The sequence below is a fragment of the Psychrobacter sp. P11F6 genome (assembly GCF_001435295.1).
In the GTDB taxonomy this organism is placed as follows: Bacteria; Pseudomonadota; Gammaproteobacteria; order Pseudomonadales; family Moraxellaceae; genus Psychrobacter.
On sequence record NZ_CM003594.1, the window covers coordinates 3,152,291 to 3,170,082 of the forward strand.

The window sequence follows — 17,792 nt, forward strand, 5'->3', positions numbered from 1 at the left end:
CTTTGCTATGGTCAAAGCCTTCACACACCAAAGCACACCCTATGTCGCTACGTTCCTTTTTCTCTCGCCTGCTCACGCCGCACTCACATAGCCATCGTTCAGATAACGGCTTGGACACGCTTGAGCCAAATAATCATGGTTCGAATAGACACGGCTTAAAAAATAACACTGCGAATGGTCGCCAACCGACACCTACATGGCGATATTATCTTGTACAGTTTTTCATCATTATCACCTTGCTACTGTCAGCCGTTTGGTTATTGCTGGCGATTTGGTATCAGTTTGGAGCAGGCTCTGCCATCACTTGGTTAACCGCACTTTTCATTGTTGGTGTACTGACAGCCTTACTGAGCGTTCGCTATTGGCCGAAAATAGCTCAGCGCTTTGATCATAAACAACGCAGCAGTAAACCATGGAGCAACAAAACAACCATAAATAGTAAGTCAGTAAATAAATGGTTAACCGCTTTATATGGTGCTATTTGGTTGGTAGGCGTTGGCTGGTTTTTTTCTATTGAACCCCAACAAGAGCGCGACTGGATGGCTGAGGTAAGTGAAAGGGTCACTTACGAGCGCGATGCAACCAATCCTGACTTAGTGACCCTAACCAATGTACGCAACTTTGATTGGCATACCGACACGGAGGCGACCGAACGCTGGGACACACGTACCATTGATATGTCCAAACTATCTGGCGTCGATGTCACCAATTCTTACTGGATGGGTCCACTGATTGCCCATACGTTGGTCAGTTTTCGTTTTGAAGATGATAGACCGCTTGCTTTCTCATTTGAGATTCGTAAAGAAGAAGGCGAATCGTTTTCGGCATTGGCAGGGTTTTTTAGACGCTATGAGCTGAGCCTGATTGCCGCAGAAGAGCGTGATATTATCTATACCCGAACGAATGCGCGTGGCGAGCAAGTTTATCTATTTCCCGTTAGCAACTTGCAGCAGCACGAGGTCAAGTCACTATTTGAATCTTACTTAACCGCTGCCGATGAATTGAATGCCAAGCCTGCTTGGTATAACACATTACTCAGTAATTGCACCAATATCATTTTTTATATGGCGCGTATCGTCAGTGGCGATCGCCTGCCGTGGGATTATCGGATTTGGGTCTCTGGCTGGCTGCCAAATTATCTATATGATGTCGGTATGCTTGACGCTAATCCAGAAAAGACTGGGCAGCCTTGGTCAATGGATACATGGTACGAGCGTACCCATATCAACTCAAAGGTTAAAGGATTCAGTAATCAAATCAATCTAGAGTCTGGCGTTAATAGCAACGAAAACAGCCGCGAATTTTCTGAGCAAATTCGTCAGGACATTCCTATCCCGCCATTGGCTGACACGCAAGAAGATGCTGAGACAAAAGCCAAATCTGCGGCTCAGGTTTCTTATTAACATCAAGTAGCACTATACTTTTATCCTGCAATAATACCAACGTCACTGATGTCACTGATTTCAGTAACTCTCAGTATTATCAAGGCTTGACCCAGCTGACCACCCGCTCCTCCATCGCTTCATCAGACATACCAGTCTCAGAAACACAGCGCCCAGCCACGCCAACATTGGCAGCACGCATTTGTTGCTGTGTTACCACTACATCTTGGGTCAATAACAAATGCCAACTTGGCAAATCTTGTCCTTTATACAAACGCTTATAGGCGCAGTGCGAAGGCAACCACATCATCTGCGGCAGATTGTCCATGGTCAGCTGAATACAGTCAGGCACATGCTCTTGACGCGTGGCGTAATGCTGGCAATAACCCGTCGTACAATCCATTAGCTGGCAAGTCACATCGGTATACTCGACCAACTCTTCATCCACATCACCATTCTCATCTTCGTCAATATACTTAATCAAACAGCAACTACCACAACCATCACACAACGCTTCCCATTCGCTATGATTTAATTCTGACAATGCAAAGCGCGACCAAAAATTCGGACGCAATGTGTCATTGAGTTTACTGTCATAGTCGCTATTGCTTTCATTACCACTGTCAGGAAATAAGCTCACAGCTGATTTTTCCGTGACTTTTAACGCCAAAGTTGCGTCAGAGTCTAGGTGGGCTGCACAGTTGTTTAACAAGTTTAGTGTCATAAAGGTGCCGTAGCATTTTGATAAAGAGCGTTACAGTATTATAGCTGTTTTTGCCTAGGTTGAGCGTTAAGGTAGTAAAAGTAAGAAAAACGATATAGCAAAAACACAGACAAATAACCTTTATAACGTAAAACTCCTCACATAAAAAAGGATAATAATATGTCAATTAAGACTTTTGAATTAATCAGTACCACCGAAAACGGTGTCCAGCTTATCAGCTATGTGGCATTGCCAGAAAATGCATCTGACGACCATCCTGTTGCGGGAATTTTAGTAGCGCCAGAATGGTGGGGTATCGTTGATCACCCAAAATCAGTGGTCGAGCGCTTGGCAGAAGCAGGTTATGCCGCCGTCGCAATGGACGTGTACGGTGAAGGCAAGCTGACCACCGATGCCGCGCAAGCGAATATGTGGATGGAGCAAGTATTAGAAGATCAAGATATGCTGATGTCGCGCTGCCGTTTAATCCTTAATGACTTTAGCGACCAGTTAGCCGTTGATGGTGACAATCTAGCAGCGATTGGCTTTTGCTTTGGTGGTAAGGTCGTGCTTGATATGGCTCGCGAAGGCATGCCATTAAAAGCGGTCGCCACTTTCCATGGCAACCCAACACCAAAACAGCCAGCGGATAAAAACTTCACCGCTAACGTATTGGTTGCTCACGGTCGCGATGATTCAATGGTATCAATGGAAGCAATAGAAGGTCTAAAATCAGAACTAGATGCTGCTGGCGTTGACTATATTATCGATGTTTATGACAACGCTAAACATGGCTTTACCAATCCACATGCCGATGAGCGCGCTGCTAAAAATGAGGTTGATCTCGGCTACAACGAAGCCGCTGCCAAGCAAAGCTGGGAAAACATGCTTGAATTTATGGAAAATAACTTAGGTAAATAACTTAGGTAAATAACTTAGGTAAATAATCTTTGAATCAGGCATATCAATAGCTGTTTTCAGGTTATTAACACACTATTTATTAACCCCTATCTATTAACGCAATATATAGCAGAGTGCGCCCGCCGCACTCTGCTTTTTTTATCGTAAACAAATCCATATTGATCATTACATATTTACAAAGGCTTACTATTAGTAAGGATTTAAGACGCTAACATGGTTATTGCACAGTCGTGATTCATATAATCGGTCACACCACTTGCTGATAGCTCTCTAACCACTCACTAATAATGAGGTAAAACCATGAAAACAATCCAACAACTATTCGACTTTCATCATAAAACCATCATTATCAGTGGTGCAGCAGGCGCTATTGGTAGCGAGGCTGCACGGTTTTTAAGCTCATTAGGAGGCAACATTGTCCTCGCTGATTTAAATGAAGATAAAGTGAAGCAAATTGCCGCTGATATCGAAAAAGAAACAGGCAATGCAACCTTAGGCATGAAAACCGACTTTACTGACGAGACGCAAATTGCAGCCTTGGTGGATGCAACTATTGCAAAATTCGGTAAGATTTCTGCAGTAGTCAACAACGTCGGTTGGGGTGCAAGTACGCCCTTATGGGAATCTACCACCGAAAAAATGGTCAATGCGTATAAGCTCAATACCTTGGGATCTTATCATTTGACTCGTTTATGTATGCCGTATTTAAAACAAGAAGAAAACGCCTCTGTGGTATTTTCTGGATCCATGGTTGGTAATACACCATCGCCAGAATTTATCGAATACAGCACAGCTAAAGCGGGCTTGCTAAATATGGTAAAAAGTATGGCGGTCGCATCAGGTCCTGAAGTGCGCTTTAACTCACTAATCATCGGTACAGTAGATAATGGTGCTTCCTCTGAAGAAGCCGGTTATACCCAAGAGATGATCGATAATGTGGTCAAAGGTATCGTCCTAAAACGACGTGGTGTGCCAGCAGATATCGCTCAAGCGATGGCGTTTTTGTTAAGTGATGCAGCGTCTTGGATTACTGGTGCTGAACTGACAGTCAATGGTGGCGGTGTTTACAAAAGCAAAATGCCAACCTCATAAACTCAGTCATCATTTTAATCATAAATTTATAAACGATACATAATAGGGCGTGTCGAGCATTCGACCATACTGGGTAGGATTTTATCTACTCAGTATTTTTTATGCATAAACCTACCTGATTAGACTTGGAACATAAACCATGGCAACAGCATTAAACGCAAAATTACTAAAAGGCGCTATGCTTACTGGCGTAATCAATGCTTTCATTAACGGCGGCATACAATATTTCTTCTTAAAAACATACTCATCAATCGCAATATCTGTTGACTCTATTACCAATAATGAAGACACGGTGCTCGGTACCTCCGTTACCTTATCGATTACGTTAGCCATGATTTTAACTATGGTGGCTTATTTTGGTATCAAAGAAAAAAAAGTAGCCTTCTTCCCAACCGCTTTTTGGTTGACGATAAAGCATGGATTTTTTACCTTTGGGGTATTGACCTCTCTTGCTGTACTATGGCAAAAATACGCAGGTACGGTCGAAGTATCTTTGATTTCAGCTTTAATTATTATCGGTGTTATTGCAGGTATCGTCTCAGGTATGGTGAATTATCTAACCTTGCGTGAATGTACGTTGTCAGAAAGACATAAATTATATGCCGCTTAAATATCTTAGTTTATAAAGCATCAAGGTCAGCTCCATGATCGTAAACGAATAATCTTGGGCTAGCCCTTTTTTTGATGAGCGCTTTGCTTGTGTTTGCTTTGAAATCGAGTCATCATCAAGCCATCAAATATTGAGTAACGGTGTGGTAGCGCTATGTCTGATATCAGCGGGTTTGTATTGCTTGTTTGTCTAGTAGTGATTATCGTTTTTTACAATAAACTAAAGCGACGCGTTGATCAGCTTCAACAAGACATCACGCAACTGCAAGATGAGTTACAAGCGCAGCAACACCGTGTCAGCTCTATGAACAACGTCAACGCCGATAATAACGTAGACGTTCATACTGAACCAATGGCTCAAACGCTAGCTGAGACTCACTCGCCCCAACCTATTATCGAGGAGCTATTTGACTCAGCACCTCCTTTACCTACTGCTACGATTCACCCGAAACCAGCCCCTTCTCCAAAAAAACCATCACCCATAGAGCCTGATGAGCGCTCACTGCCTATCGTCACTTCATTGATTCACTCTATCAAAAACTGGTTTTTTGGCGGCAATCTGGTCGTACGCGTTGGCGTGATCGTCCTACTTATCGGTGTGGTGCTACTACTTCGCTTGTTAAGCGACTATATCGAAGTGTCGATAGCGTCCAAGCTTTTAGCGATAGGCATCCTCGGTTTAGGTCTAGCAGCATTAGGCTTAAAATTGGCAAAAAATCGCTTTGCTTATGGCATCACCCTACAAGGTGCAGGCTTAGCGATTGCGTATTTAACGACCTTTTTTGCCTATGGCGTTTACCAAGTCTTGCCTAACTTACCGAGCTTTATTGGGCTTGGGCTATTATCTGCGATTACCATTGCACTCGCCGTGCGTCAAAACGCTTTTCCACTGGCGTTGTTAGCGTTATCGGGTGGGTTTTTTGCGCCTATTTTGACCAGTGAAAACACGGGCAGTTTGGTGGTATTGTTTAGTTACTATCTACTATTGAACGTGACGATTGCGATTATCGCGCATTACCGCCCATGGAAAATACTGAATTTATTCGGTGTCACTGTGACCTTTGGATTGGCTTACTACTGGGGTATCAGTGAGAATTTGAGCACAGTCATTGAGGCGCAGCGCTGGTCTTTAGTCCTACTGGTCACCTTACATTTACTGCTATATCTGTTTGTCGTCATTCGCTACGCCCAACAAATCATTGCCTACAATACTCTTAATGAAACAGACATCATCCAGACAGAGAGCGCAGACAACGTAAAGCCTTTAGATAGCGTTCACGCAAGAAATAATAGCTATGTATTCCCTATTGATACTGGCTTACTGTTTTCAGTGCCGATATTAGCCTTTGGTTTATTTGCGGCATTATTCGATGACATTCCTAACGCCTTAACCATCGCTAGTACTATTTTAGCCACTGTTTACTTAGGACTCGGCTGGTTGTTTGTGCAGCGTAGCCAGCGTTATGCCTTAATCACCGAAGGCATGTTGGCTTTAGGATTTGGTTTTTTGGCGCTGGTAATCCCCTTAGCATTAGATGCTGAATGGATTGCTTTTGGCTGGTCAGTACAAGGATTGGCGCTGGTCTGGTTTGGACGGCGTTCATTGCGAGCGTGGTCAGTGTTATTTGGTTTGTTATTGCAGCTAATCAGTATAGGCATGCTGATGGTAAAAGTAGTCTTCGCCATTCAAGATCATCCAACATTGGCCTTAACCATTTCGGCTATCAGCTATCTAGCAACGATGTTTATCTTACGCGTCAGCAACTCGCCAACTACATTGAACGATAGCAGCGACAGCTTTGATAACCACTTAAATAGTAGCTTAAACAATAACTTAGAATTCTCCCAAGAGCAAAACGCCACGCCAGATGCGATAGCGACCTATGCCGACGCACTGGGGATCAGCACTCATGCCGCACAGCAATGGCTAACCTCAATCAACAGCAAAAGCACCGTGTTTAATCTTGTTTGGCACAGTCCTATACTTATAAGGTTTTTGACCTTTACAGCTATAGCGTGGCTACTACAAGTGCTGCTGCTTGATTTTAACCAGTGGTTCACCAGTTGGACACTGGCAACGACGACCATGATTGCACTCGCAGCTCTAATCAGCCTTGCCATTTATTGGACAATCGATCGTTATCACTCGTGGATAGAAATCAGACAACTTAGCCACGGCTTATCGATCGTCTTTTATCTCATGCTTGTCCTACAGTTACCGCAAAAATTCGAGTTTCATTTGATATGGCAGACAGCAGATTGGCTACTATTTACTGGTTTAATCGTTGGTTGGTTGATTATCGGACAATCGTGGTTAAAGACATGGTACGACCACTCCGAGCTGTCACGCTATGATGGCGCAAGCTGGCTGGGAGCTAGCATTCTAATCATTGCTGCCGCCGCCCACTATGGAATCGCAGATTCCGCTGGCGTGATGGCTGTCTTGAGTCCAGCCATTTTAATATTGGCTGGGCTATGGTTCAGCTATCGTAATTCCGATTATCGTCAGCAAAATAAGCGCACGAATCAGGTATTAAAACAAAGCCCACTGTACTGGTTTGATTGGCAACAAGCGCTATTGAGCTGCGCGGCTATCTTTGCGCCCATTGCTTTAAGTTGGGTCATCATGACCAACTGGTCTTATGATGGTGTAATTTGGGATATGTCCTACTTCCCACTACTGAATTTATACGACATTACCTCATTGCTGACGCTATTGGTTGGTTTTAGTCTATATTACATGAGCCAACATCGCCGCGATGAGAGTCTTATCGAATCAAGTGCAGCCCCCCAAACTAAGCGCATATTCACTACTGATAATTTACTGGTTATATTGGGGCTTATCAGCTTTTGGCTGATTTCCAGTATGTTGGTTAGAACATTACATGCCTTTATCGGTACACCGCTGTGGGACAGCGCTCAGGGCGGCGCATGGAATAGCGAGCAAGTACAGACAGGATTGACCATTTTATGGACGCTCTTGGCTTTAGTCGCCACCATCGTCGCCAGTCGCTATTGGCAGCGGACGCTTTGGTTTATGGGTATCGGGCTATTAGGTATTGTCGTACTCAAACTGGTATTGGTTGATTTGTCGCAGACCGAAGCGATTTGGCGGGTGATATCTTTCCTTGGCGCAGGCAGTTTAATACTATTAATTGGTTATCTTGCACCGTTACCCCCTGCCCGCGATGAAATAGAAAATCTAGCTCAAGAGTAACCGCGCATCTGGTTGGGCGAAATTATGGCGTGAGTACTGTGGTTCTGTAGTAAACTGGACACCATGAAAAGTAAATGACGATCGTCTTACTTTGCGCATTTTTTATAAAAGGTTATGAAAGCAGATGGATAAGAGAGCAAGTATTCAGTGGTTCCCTGGGCACATGAACAAAGCCCGTAACGAAATCAAAGAAATCATGCCGCAGATGGATTTGGTCATCGAGGTGATCGATGCGCGTATCCCATATAGTAGTGAAAACCCAATGGTCGCGGCATTGCGCGGCGAAAAACCCGTCATCAAAATTCTGAACAAAGCCGACCTTGCTGATCCTGAATTGACCCAAGCGTGGATGGACTATCTTGAGCAGCAAAGCGGTGTGAAAGCCATTGCTTGCGATACTGATAAAGCCAATGATGTCAAACGTATCATAGCCATCTGTAAACAACTTGTGCCCAATAAAGTGGGTACGGGTCGCCAAATTAAAGCCATGATTATGGGAATTCCAAACGTCGGTAAATCGACGTTGATTAATACCTTGGCTGGACGCGCCGTAGCAAGAACTGGCGATGAGCCAGCAGTTACTAAGTCGCAGCAGTTGATTAAACTTGATGATGACATCATGCTTTATGACACGCCCGGTATGTTATGGCCAAAAGTCGAAAACGAAAACTCTGGCTATCGTCTGGCAGCGACGGGTGGTATTCGTGATACGGCTTTTGACTTCGCTGATGTCGCCAGCTATACCGCTGAATACTTGATGCAAGCCTACCCTGAGCTGCTAAAAACCCGCTATAAAATTGAAGCACTACCAAAGACTGATTGGGAGTTTTTTGAAGTCGCTGGACGCAATCGCGGCTGTGTACGTTCGGGCAATCAAGTCGATACCTACCGCATGTCTGAGATTTTGATCAACGAGTTACGTAGCGCTAAGCTTGGGCGTATTACGCTTGAGACGCCAGCCATGTCTGAAGCTGAAGAACTCGTCGTCGCTGAGCAACGCTTAGCAGCAGAAGAAAAAAGAATCGCTAAAGAAGAAGAAAAGCGCTTACGTCGTTTGAAAACGCGGAAGAATCGGAAGTAGGTTGAGAAGTAGTTAATTCTATTTTTCAATTATAGTTAGAATCTTATATGATACATAACCTAGCACATGAGCATTTTTTAGAGTTCATAAGATAAAATTTAGATAATAGTCAACAGTAATTATATTAAGAGCAAATTATGAGAGATTCCTTAGTAGCGATTGCAGATGAGGTGAAACATTTAACAGATTCAGATATCGAAGAGTTGTATCAACGATATCTGAATGGTGAAAAAAATTCTGCTTTGATAGCTGACTATGAAATCGATATTAACCCTAATAAACTGATTAAAGTACTACCTCCTCAGCAGTTACTTGATACTGTATGCCCATACTGTCAAATCCCAATGTATGTAAAGCGTAAAAGTAAGAGCCACAGTTCTTGGAAGAACAATCCTATCGAATGTTATAAATGTGCCCATAAAATTTTTGCTAGTAGTAATAGTTGCTACCAAGAATACTGCGAATGCAGCAAATGTTTAGATTTAAAAAGACAGAAAGCTATTGACGATGTAAATAAAAAAAGAGAAATTATTGCAGAATCACACTGCTTGCAAAAATTCTCTCCCATAGATTATGAGTGTTTAACCTTTACTGAAAAACTAATATTACTAACTTTATTTAGGATCCAAACTGATGAAGACTTTGGTCATATCCTATCTTTAGATAATCCATTAAGAATAAGACTATTTACACCATCTAGTTCTATGGATGAAGGTTATATTGACAGACTATATCGTTCAAATATTTTGTTGATAGATCCTCTTTCTTCAATTGATGCTTTTCCAGATGAAAATCCAGCTAAAAGTTATTACCAAAGAAAAGTCCAATGGATAGTTAATGTGTCACTTGATGGTGAAAATCGCAATCAATTAAGTGAAATTTATAATAAGATTTATTTTGATATAAAAAATGATATTACGCCAGAATGGGAAAATGAACTATTTGAGCTTCTCCTGAAAATTAGTGTTGAAGAAGTATTACAGTATTTGTATATAAAAATTGAAGAACTAAACGTAATTTTCGTTGCTGAGAAGAAGACCAGAGAGATAACAGAACAGTTATTAATAGATTTCTCAGTAAGCGAAATCTATTATTTCGTAAAAAAGGCAGTTGAAGATGCTCATATTTTCTATACTAAGGGATTTGCAAGTAGTAGAAAACATGCAGGGAATATCATTCCTGGAAAAATGTTGTCTTTAGGTGAAAGAGCGTTAAAAGAAAATTGGGAAACTTATAAATATAATCGCGATTCAAGGGCTCCTCGTTCCTATTTAAGTCAGATGGTTTTTGACTTCCTTTTAAATGGTGAGGACGCTGGGTTTAATAAAGCTATAGGTAAGTACTGGGAACAAGAAATTTCTCCTAAATATTTTCCTACTAATGAGAGTAACAAAGAAAATAATTTATATTGCATAAAATGTAACTCTAAAAACGTTCAAATTAACATGATTGACTCTAAGCTGTCGCTCGACTGCAAAGACTGTGGATTCAAAAAGGGTTATACGTCTGAAAACTAGAGATAACTTATTTTTAGCTTTATTATTGTACTTATTTATATAAGTTATATGAATCATACTAATATTCCTTTATGACTAAGATAGCTGCTAACTCAGAGATACATCTCAAAGATAAACCTTCCAACCATATTGAAACCGAGCTAAACTGCTTCGCACCACGCTTACTAGATTGGTTTGCCAAAAACGGTCGCCATGATTTGCCTTGGAAGCAGCACCAAACCGACGCGCCCAATCCTTATATCGTCTGGCTATTCGAAGTTATGCTACAGCAAACGCAGGTGGCTACTTTGCGCGTTTTATGGCGTCGTTTCCGACCGTGCAAGATCTAGCAGCTATAAAATTGAAAAATTACCTAAGACTGATTGGGAGTTTTTTGAAGTCGCTGGACGCAATCGCAGCTGTGTACGTTCGGGCAATCAAGTCGATACGTACCGCATGTCTGAGATTTCGATCAACGAGTTACGTAGCGCTAAGCTTGGGCGTATTACGCTTACGTCGTTTGAAAACGCGGAAGAATCGGAAGTAAATCGACAACCCTTTGTGTCTATAATGTTAGCTGTATAAAATTATTTTAGAGCTCATGCAAAAAAAGCCCATAAGGGCTTTTTTTATGTTTACTGCTAACGATATCGAAGTTATTTGATGATATCTAAATCATTTAGCAATATCTAAGCCATCAACTACTTCTGTTTAGGCATGACTTTTTCGATAGCTTTCAACGCACAAGCTTCATCTTGTACTGCACCGCCTGCGCCGCCCGCTGCAATAGCGCCGATCACATCATTACCAAACTTTAACGGCACACCGCCGCCGATCAGCAGTAAATCATTTACCGTATTCAAGTTATTTGAGTCTGGATTAGCGCGAGCATTATCCGCCAACGTACGTGAAGGCGTTTTGGTAGATAATGCCGTGAATGCTTTGCGGACAGCAGCATCAGTATTGTGCGGACCAACGTTATCATCGCGCTGTAGCGCGATTAAATTGCCAGCACGATCAACAACCGCGACCACGGCGGATTTGCCCTCTGCGTGACAGGCTGCCATGGTGGCATCGATTAATTCATTGGCCAACTCTAAAGAAACATTGGGCTGTTGTAATACTAGATTTGGTTTGGCGGCCAAAACGTTGGCTGAACAGCCGATGACTGCTAGTGCCAATAATGCTTTAGATAAGTAGTTCGACATTAACTTCATAAAGAGTCCTAAATATTACTCATACATGTGAGCGTTTGTTTGAAATGATGCTTAGTGAGCTTTAATAAGCGTATTTGATGAAACCAGACAATGAGTTATCGTTAACTCAAAGGTGCTCTTGCGGCCCTAGCGAGAATAAGAGTCATAATCTTGCAAAAAGCACAACAATGATAAGTTAATTTTTCTACAAAATTCACTTAATTTTGTAAGATTTACTTTATAAATTTGCAACTCTATATTAAGTTTTCTGTTACATACTCTGTTTTTCAACACTCACACTCAAAAAACGCTTACATCGTGGTAATCTCAAAAAGCGCACAACAGTGATATCAACTCACTTCTTTCGAAAATCGGTTATAATTCATACACTAATATGCCAAAAATTGATGATATGACTCAGCTTACCCCCACTGCAAACCTCACAACGATAGAAAACACTTTTACTCAATACTTTACTTCTCTCGATTCGTTCGCCCCGCGCCTACTCGATTGGTTCGCCGAAAACGGTCGCCATGACCTACCTTGGCAGCAGCACCAAACCGACGCGCCCAATCCTTATATCGTTTGGCTATCCGAAGTCATGCTACAGCAGACGCAAGTAACGACGGTGCTGCCCTATTTTGCCCGTTTTATGGCATCGTTTCCAACGGTACAAGATTTAGCAGCCGCAGAATGGGACACGGTAGCAGAGCATTGGGCAGGACTTGGCTATTATGCGCGCGCGCGTAATTTGCATAAAGGCGCGAAACAACTGGTCGAAGTCATTGATGAGACGGGCGACTTTCCGCAGACGCTAGCAGGGTGGGAAGCCATCTCTGGCGTCGGGCCATCGACCGCTGGCGCGATTATGGCGATGGGCTTACATCGTTATGGCGTCATTTGTGATGGCAATGTCAAACGTGTCTTGACGCGTTGGGCAGCGATTGATAGTGATATTACCAAGTCTGCCACCACCAAAGTGCTATGGGCATTGGCAGAGCGTTTAACGCCTGTCGATGACTCAGGATTGTTCGCGCAAGCGATGATGGATATGGGCGCGACGTTATGCACGCGTAGCAAACCTGCCTGCCTATTATGTCCCCTTCAAGAGGACTGCCTAGCCCACGAGCAAGGACGCGAAACAGATTATCCAGTCAAAGCAAAAAAGCAGCCTAAACCTAGCAAGTTTAGCAATGCGTTATTGATTGAAGATATTGATGGAAAAATACTGTGGCTACAACGCCCTGACAATGGCATTTGGGGCGGACTGTGGAGTTTGCCTTTACAGTTTGTTGAAAAAACCGCAGGTAAAATGAATACTAAAACTGCCGCAGAAAAAATGACTAAAATTGACGATACAGTATTAAAAGTGACCAGTAATGAAAAAGTATATGAAGCAGAATTTACCACTGCCGAGCAAATTATCAACGAGTGGTTAGATAAGCATAAATTGACAGCAAAAGCAGTCAGTAAAAATTTATTAGACGACGTCCCTATTAAGCATTCACTGACCCATTTTCATTGGTATCTAACACCGCAATCAGTCACTTTAAATGCTAAGCAAGTGGCTGAAATAACCGAAGCCTTAGAAGCAGCACAAATTAATATTAATTGGCTAAATGCTGTTGATGCTCAGGCAACACTTGGATTGCCACGAGCAATGGTTAAGATTTTAGAATAAAAAAAGCGACTCAGAACAATTCTCAGTCGCTTTTTATTCAACTTTATTTACAAACACAGTTAGAGCTAAGACTTCGGCACTCGCAAACGCATCAAGCCTTCTTGTTGTACCGTAGCAACCAGCTTACCGTCTTGCCAAAACTGCCCATGGTTTAAGCCCTTGGCATTAGACGTGGTATCACTCCACATGTCGTATAGCATCCAACCGTTTAGATCAAAATTACGATGGAAATGCATCGAGTGGTCAATACTAGCCGCTTGCAAGCCGCTGGTCATAAAGCTAACACCATGTGACATCAGCCCTGTACCAACCAGATAAAAATCGGACGAAAATGCCAATAGCGCTTGTTGAATCGCAACAGGTTGATTGCCCAATTCGCGGATACGCAACCAGTTCGCCTGCTTCGGTTTCATTGGCTCTGGATGAATCGGATCACGCGGTTTAACGGGTTTAATTTCGACATGGCGACGCCGCATAAAACGGGCTTTGAGTGCGTCTGGGACTTTTCCGACATACTCTTCTTTTAAATCTTGCTCAGCAAGCAAATCTTCAGGCGGTGGATAAACTGGCATATCTTCTTGATACTCTAAACCCTCTTCCATCGGCGAAAACGAGGCTATCATTGAAAATATTACTTGCTCAACGGGCGCTTTACCACGCACTTCTTTATACTGAATCGCCGTCACTTCACGCGCAGACAGACTACGACCGTCACGCAAGCGGCGTACCTGATAAATCACTGGCTGAGTGATATCACCACCGCGTAAAAAATACCCGTGCAATGAATGACAGGGCTTGTCTTTATCCAGTGTATGCGCCGCCGCCATGATGGCTTGGGCGAGCACTTGTCCACCAAAAATACGACTGCCAACATAGTCATGGCTCTTACCCTCAAAGACATCGGGGGTCACTTCAATAAGCGCTACGGTAGCTAGCAGCTCATCAATCAATTGCGAATAATCGGACATGACGATAGGTTTCCTTATTTTTATCAAAAACGCTAAGCATCTGAAAATACGCACCCAACGATATCAATATCATATCGCGAAAGACAAAAGACACTTTGCATTTGAATGTAAAATAATATGAAATCACTTGCTAAAAATGCACAAGAGAGATTTAACACGAAAATTTTAGCGCAAAAAACACGGTCATAGCAGCGCTATCACCAGCATTTATTATATCGTTGTTTCAGCTTAAAAGAAGTACAAAGCAATCGAGTACAAAGGTATATGTGATACTTCACACGAGACGCGGTCACCCTTTTATAGCAAACGGGCTATAAATCGAAAAGATAAACATCTTACCCAATATCGATGGCTTTGACTAGAGAGCGACGCTCACTTGGCAATACCATGTTGATATTTTTGCTTAACATGCCTTAAGGCGCGCCCTAATATAAACAATATTAATCATAAAAAAACGAGATGCTATTAAACATCTCGTTCTTTTGGTCATTTGAATTTATGGCTTCACTGCCACTAACACACGGATGGAGTCTGGGACTAATAACAGACTACCTAGTGCTTGCTCACCCTGGGCTTTTAGCTGCTCCAAACGCTCAATTTCGGCAGGGCGTACATTAGGATTAATCGTTTGTAGATGCTTTAGGCGTTTGATTTCACGTGACCACTGCTGGCTAAAACGGGCACTGGCTTGTTCACCAATCTCAGCAAGCTGCTGACGGGCAATCTCTTCCGCTTCATAATAACGCTGCTCAATCACATCACCGCGTACTTTAATGACTTGGCGGGCGCGGTTTTTATCCAGACGCTCAATATGCGGCATAATCATCTCCGCACTGATACGCGAGGATAAATCACTGCCTTGCTCACTGATAAACACGCGGATATTTTGCGTGGTCAGCGTCGCTGGCAAATTGAGCAACCTTGGCGCAATGGCTTCAACGCGGAAATTCACTTCGAGCAGTACCATACCTTGTGGTACAGCAGAACTTTTTAGCATCGCCACCGTGGTATTACCAAAGGTGCTGGTACTCGCCAACTCATAAATCGCGCGCATCAATGGATGTTCGTGAGTGATAAATTCGATATCTTCACGCTGTAATGCTTGCTCACGCTCGAATGTCAAGGTCATGCCATCTTCGTCACCGAGTGGCAGACCATCGATATAATCACTAATTTCAGTGCTGTCAATCGGAGCAATCACCCACGAGCCATCGCGCTGGATATTGTGATCGATATTGGCTGAGGCAAAAAAGCGCTCAATAAACTGCGGCAGTAGATTATGACCATCAAAATCGCGCATGGCGTCAGCGATACGTTTGGCAACACGTGGGCGACACGAGTTGTATTCTAATAGGCGATCACGACCCGCTTGTAGCTGTGCTTCTAGCCCCAATCGCGTCTGCTTCGCGTCTTCGATGATATCTTGTAGTATCGCACGGTTCTCATCAGTATCCGCGCCTTCAAGCATGGGCTTTAGCTCTTGGATATACTGCTCTTGCACGCTCTGCGCCGTTGGAGAGATTTGATTAAACATATTCAGCGCGTCGTGATACCAATGATACAGTCGCTCTTGTGCTGTGCCTTGTACATAAGGCACATGGAGCATAATTTGCTGCGTTTGTCCGATACGATCTAGGCGACCAATACGCTGCTCTAAGGTATCTGGATTGGCTGGCAAATCCCACAATATTAGCTGGCTTGCAAACTGGAAGTTACGACCTTCCGAACCAATCTCTGAGCATAATAATATCTGCGCGCCTTCGCTATCAGCAAAGAACGCCGCTGCTTGGTCACGCTCAAGCAAGGTCATCTGCTCAGTAAAGATAGCGGTTTTAATACCAGCATGTAAGCGTAATACCGCCTCCAAGCTCTCAACCGTCGCGCCACTACGGGCAATCAACAGCACTTTTTTGTGCTTAAGCTCGCCGCGCAAAATATCAATCAACCAAGGCACGCGTGGGTCATCTTCTAGCCAGCCACCATCAGGTTGGTTTTCTTCGCCCCATAGCTGCTCACGCAATTTACCATTGGTTTGATAGCTGTCTTTCCATGCGGCAGGTAATGCCAATGGGTACGGCTGGCTGCTACGACCATAGAATCCTTTCACACTTTCACGGGTATTACGGAATAGAATACGACCTGTACCATGACGATCTAATAGCTCGTTGAGCGCATAAGTACGCAATTTTTCGTCATCATTAATCGTTGCCAACTCATCAAGACTGATGTCTAACAAGCTGCTTAAAGCGGCAATTTGACTGTCGCTCAATGGCTTATCTTCTATCAATACACCAGCAACGGCAGCCGTTTCAGCAAAGGCTTCTTGACCATTGATAAACTCATCCAAATCATCAAAGCGATCCGGATCGATCAAACGCAATCGAGCAAAGTGACTTTGCGCGCCAAGCTGCTCTGGCGTTGCTGTCAATAGCATGACCCCTGGCGTTTCTTCGGCAAAGTCAGCAATCAAGTCATATTTATCATTGCCGCCTTGCGCCTCATCCCAATGCAGGTGATGCGCCTCATCAACCACCAGTAAATCAAACCCTGCATCCATCGCTTGGTCGTACAAATCAGGGTGGTCAAGGAGTAAATCCATACCCGCAATGATACATTGCTCAGTGGCAAAGACGTTTTGCTCAGGATCGTGCTCTTTAATGGCTGCTGCACGTACCAAATCAAATAAGGCAAAATTTAGATTAAAACGACGACGCAGCTCAATCATCCACTGATATTGTAGACTGTCTGGTACAAGAATGAGCACTCGCTCAGCTTTGCCTGTTAGCAGCTGTTGATGAATAATCAAACCTGCTTCGATGGTTTTGCCCAAACCAACTTCGTCAGCAAGCAACACACGCGGTGCGATACGTTTGCCAACTTCATGAGCGATATAGAGCTGATGTTCAATGATATCGACACGCGCACCCATCAAACCTTTAAGCGGATGACCCGCTAGCGCCGACTGCATACGCAAGATATCTTGACGCAGCTCATACCAATCGCCGCGCTCAATCCGACCAGCCAGCAGACGCTCAAGCGGCTTGGCAAGCGTGATATTGGCCGCCAAACGGGTTTCCATAATGCCTTTTTCATGCTCATCGACACTGTATTTGAGCACGCCCATCACTTCTTCGACCGCGGTTACGGTATAGCTCTTACCCGCTTGATCAGAAATACTATCGCCGACTTTAAACACCACGCGTGATAATGGCGCGGAGTTTTTGGCGTAGACGCGCGTCTCTTCACTTTGTGGAAATAGAATGTGCACACATCGGTCATCTACATCGATGACCACACCCAAGCCCAGCTCGGACTCCGTATCAGATAAATAACGTTGACCAACGGCAAATTCAGTATTGTGCAATGAAGCGATAGAGATAGTCATAGGGCGATGTCTTTTGTACTCAGATAATAGGAAAAAATAGATAGCTCATAATGAGATTTGC

At 43.5% G+C, this 17,792-nt stretch carries 13 protein-coding genes; 9 read left to right on the forward strand and 4 right to left on the reverse strand.

What is annotated here, in order from left to right:
- Positions 1 to 41 precede the first annotated feature (41 nt).
- Positions 42 to 1,403 (forward strand): Lnb N-terminal periplasmic domain-containing protein, encoded by a 1,362-nt coding sequence (locus AK822_RS13030; protein WP_060491943.1) that lies wholly within the window; start codon positions 42 to 44, stop codon positions 1,401 to 1,403.
- Between the two features lie 79 nt (positions 1,404 to 1,482).
- Here AK822_RS13030 and AK822_RS13035 read toward each other — a convergent pair whose 3' ends face one another.
- Positions 1,483 to 1,956 carry a YcgN family cysteine cluster protein gene (locus tag AK822_RS13035; protein ID WP_060492316.1) on the reverse strand — a complete coding sequence of 158 codons (474 nt, stop codon included), beginning with the start codon at positions 1,954 to 1,956 and terminating at the stop codon, positions 1,483 to 1,485.
- 309 nt (positions 1,957 to 2,265) lie between these two features.
- On the opposite strand from AK822_RS13035, the gene AK822_RS13040 reads away from it, so the two are divergent.
- The 7 genes from AK822_RS13040 (at position 2,266) to AK822_RS13070 (ending at position 10,851) form a co-directional block, all read left to right on the forward strand.
- On the forward strand, positions 2,266 to 3,006 hold the full coding sequence (locus AK822_RS13040) for a dienelactone hydrolase family protein (RefSeq protein WP_060491944.1): 741 nt from the start codon (positions 2,266 to 2,268) through the stop codon (positions 3,004 to 3,006).
- 300 nt (positions 3,007 to 3,306) lie between these two features.
- A complete protein-coding gene (locus tag AK822_RS13045; protein WP_060491945.1) occupies positions 3,307 to 4,098 on the forward strand; it encodes an SDR family NAD(P)-dependent oxidoreductase in 792 nt (263 codons plus the stop codon).
- A 139-nt stretch (positions 4,099 to 4,237) separates the two neighbouring features.
- Positions 4,238 to 4,708: a hypothetical protein gene (locus tag AK822_RS13050; RefSeq protein WP_060491946.1), complete on the forward strand. Its 471-nt coding sequence runs from the start codon at positions 4,238 to 4,240 to the stop codon at positions 4,706 to 4,708.
- 153 nt (positions 4,709 to 4,861) lie between these two features.
- Entirely contained in the window at positions 4,862 to 7,924 is a 3,063-nt protein-coding gene (locus AK822_RS13055; protein ID WP_060491947.1) for a DUF2339 domain-containing protein, read from the forward strand.
- Positions 7,925 to 8,048: 124 nt separating this feature from the next.
- Positions 8,049 to 9,005 (forward strand): ribosome biogenesis GTPase YlqF, encoded by a 957-nt coding sequence (gene ylqF / locus AK822_RS13060; protein WP_045452455.1) that lies wholly within the window; start codon positions 8,049 to 8,051, stop codon positions 9,003 to 9,005.
- 137 nt (positions 9,006 to 9,142) lie between these two features.
- Complete coding sequence (locus tag AK822_RS13065; RefSeq protein ID WP_060491948.1) at positions 9,143 to 10,522, forward strand: hypothetical protein; 1,380 nt, start codon at positions 9,143 to 9,145, stop codon at positions 10,520 to 10,522.
- A 71-nt stretch (positions 10,523 to 10,593) separates the two neighbouring features.
- Positions 10,594 to 10,851 (forward strand): hypothetical protein, encoded by a 258-nt coding sequence (locus AK822_RS13070; RefSeq protein ID WP_060491949.1) that lies wholly within the window; start codon positions 10,594 to 10,596, stop codon positions 10,849 to 10,851.
- Between the two features lie 351 nt (positions 10,852 to 11,202).
- Here the strand turns inward: AK822_RS13070 and AK822_RS13075 are convergent, their stop codons facing one another.
- Positions 11,203 to 11,718 carry a GlcG/HbpS family heme-binding protein gene (locus AK822_RS13075; RefSeq protein WP_228139032.1) on the reverse strand — a complete coding sequence of 172 codons (516 nt, stop codon included), beginning with the start codon at positions 11,716 to 11,718 and terminating at the stop codon, positions 11,203 to 11,205.
- A gap of 391 nt (positions 11,719 to 12,109) precedes the next feature.
- On the opposite strand from AK822_RS13075, the gene mutY reads away from it, so the two are divergent.
- Positions 12,110 to 13,378, forward strand: coding sequence for an A/G-specific adenine glycosylase (gene mutY, locus AK822_RS13080; protein WP_060492318.1), 1,269 nt, complete (start codon positions 12,110 to 12,112; stop codon positions 13,376 to 13,378).
- A gap of 65 nt (positions 13,379 to 13,443) precedes the next feature.
- On the opposite strand, the gene AK822_RS13085 is transcribed toward mutY, so the two are convergent.
- Positions 13,444 to 14,346: an acyl-CoA thioesterase gene (locus AK822_RS13085; RefSeq protein ID WP_060491950.1), complete on the reverse strand. Its 903-nt coding sequence runs from the start codon at positions 14,344 to 14,346 to the stop codon at positions 13,444 to 13,446.
- Between the two features lie 496 nt (positions 14,347 to 14,842).
- Positions 14,843 to 17,731, reverse strand: coding sequence for an RNA polymerase-associated protein RapA (rapA, locus tag AK822_RS13090; protein ID WP_205628053.1), 2,889 nt, complete (start codon positions 17,729 to 17,731; stop codon positions 14,843 to 14,845).
- Between the last annotated feature and the right edge of the window lie 61 nt (positions 17,732 to 17,792).

Excerpts from the sequence above, each read along its gene's own strand:
- AK822_RS13030 (WP_060491943.1), top strand. The coding sequence starts at position 42 with ATGTCGCTACGTTCCTTTTTCTCTCGCCTGCTCACGCCGCACTCACAT.
- AK822_RS13040 (WP_060491944.1), top strand. The coding sequence starts at position 2,266 with ATGTCAATTAAGACTTTTGAATTAATCAGTACCACCGAAAACGGTGTC.
- AK822_RS13045 (WP_060491945.1), top strand. The coding sequence starts at position 3,307 with ATGAAAACAATCCAACAACTATTCGACTTTCATCATAAAACCATCATT.
- AK822_RS13050 (WP_060491946.1), top strand. The coding sequence starts at position 4,238 with ATGGCAACAGCATTAAACGCAAAATTACTAAAAGGCGCTATGCTTACT.
- AK822_RS13055 (WP_060491947.1), top strand. The coding sequence starts at position 4,862 with ATGTCTGATATCAGCGGGTTTGTATTGCTTGTTTGTCTAGTAGTGATT.
- ylqF (WP_045452455.1), top strand. The coding sequence starts at position 8,049 with ATGGATAAGAGAGCAAGTATTCAGTGGTTCCCTGGGCACATGAACAAA.
- AK822_RS13065 (WP_060491948.1), top strand. The coding sequence starts at position 9,143 with ATGAGAGATTCCTTAGTAGCGATTGCAGATGAGGTGAAACATTTAACA.
- AK822_RS13070 (WP_060491949.1), top strand. The coding sequence starts at position 10,594 with ATGACTAAGATAGCTGCTAACTCAGAGATACATCTCAAAGATAAACCT.
- AK822_RS13075 (WP_228139032.1), bottom strand. The coding sequence starts at position 11,718 with ATGAAGTTAATGTCGAACTACTTATCTAAAGCATTATTGGCACTAGCA.
- mutY (WP_060492318.1), top strand. The coding sequence starts at position 12,110 with ATGACTCAGCTTACCCCCACTGCAAACCTCACAACGATAGAAAACACT.
- AK822_RS13085 (WP_060491950.1), bottom strand. The coding sequence starts at position 14,346 with ATGTCCGATTATTCGCAATTGATTGATGAGCTGCTAGCTACCGTAGCG.
- rapA (WP_205628053.1), bottom strand. The coding sequence starts at position 17,731 with ATGACTATCTCTATCGCTTCATTGCACAATACTGAATTTGCCGTTGGT.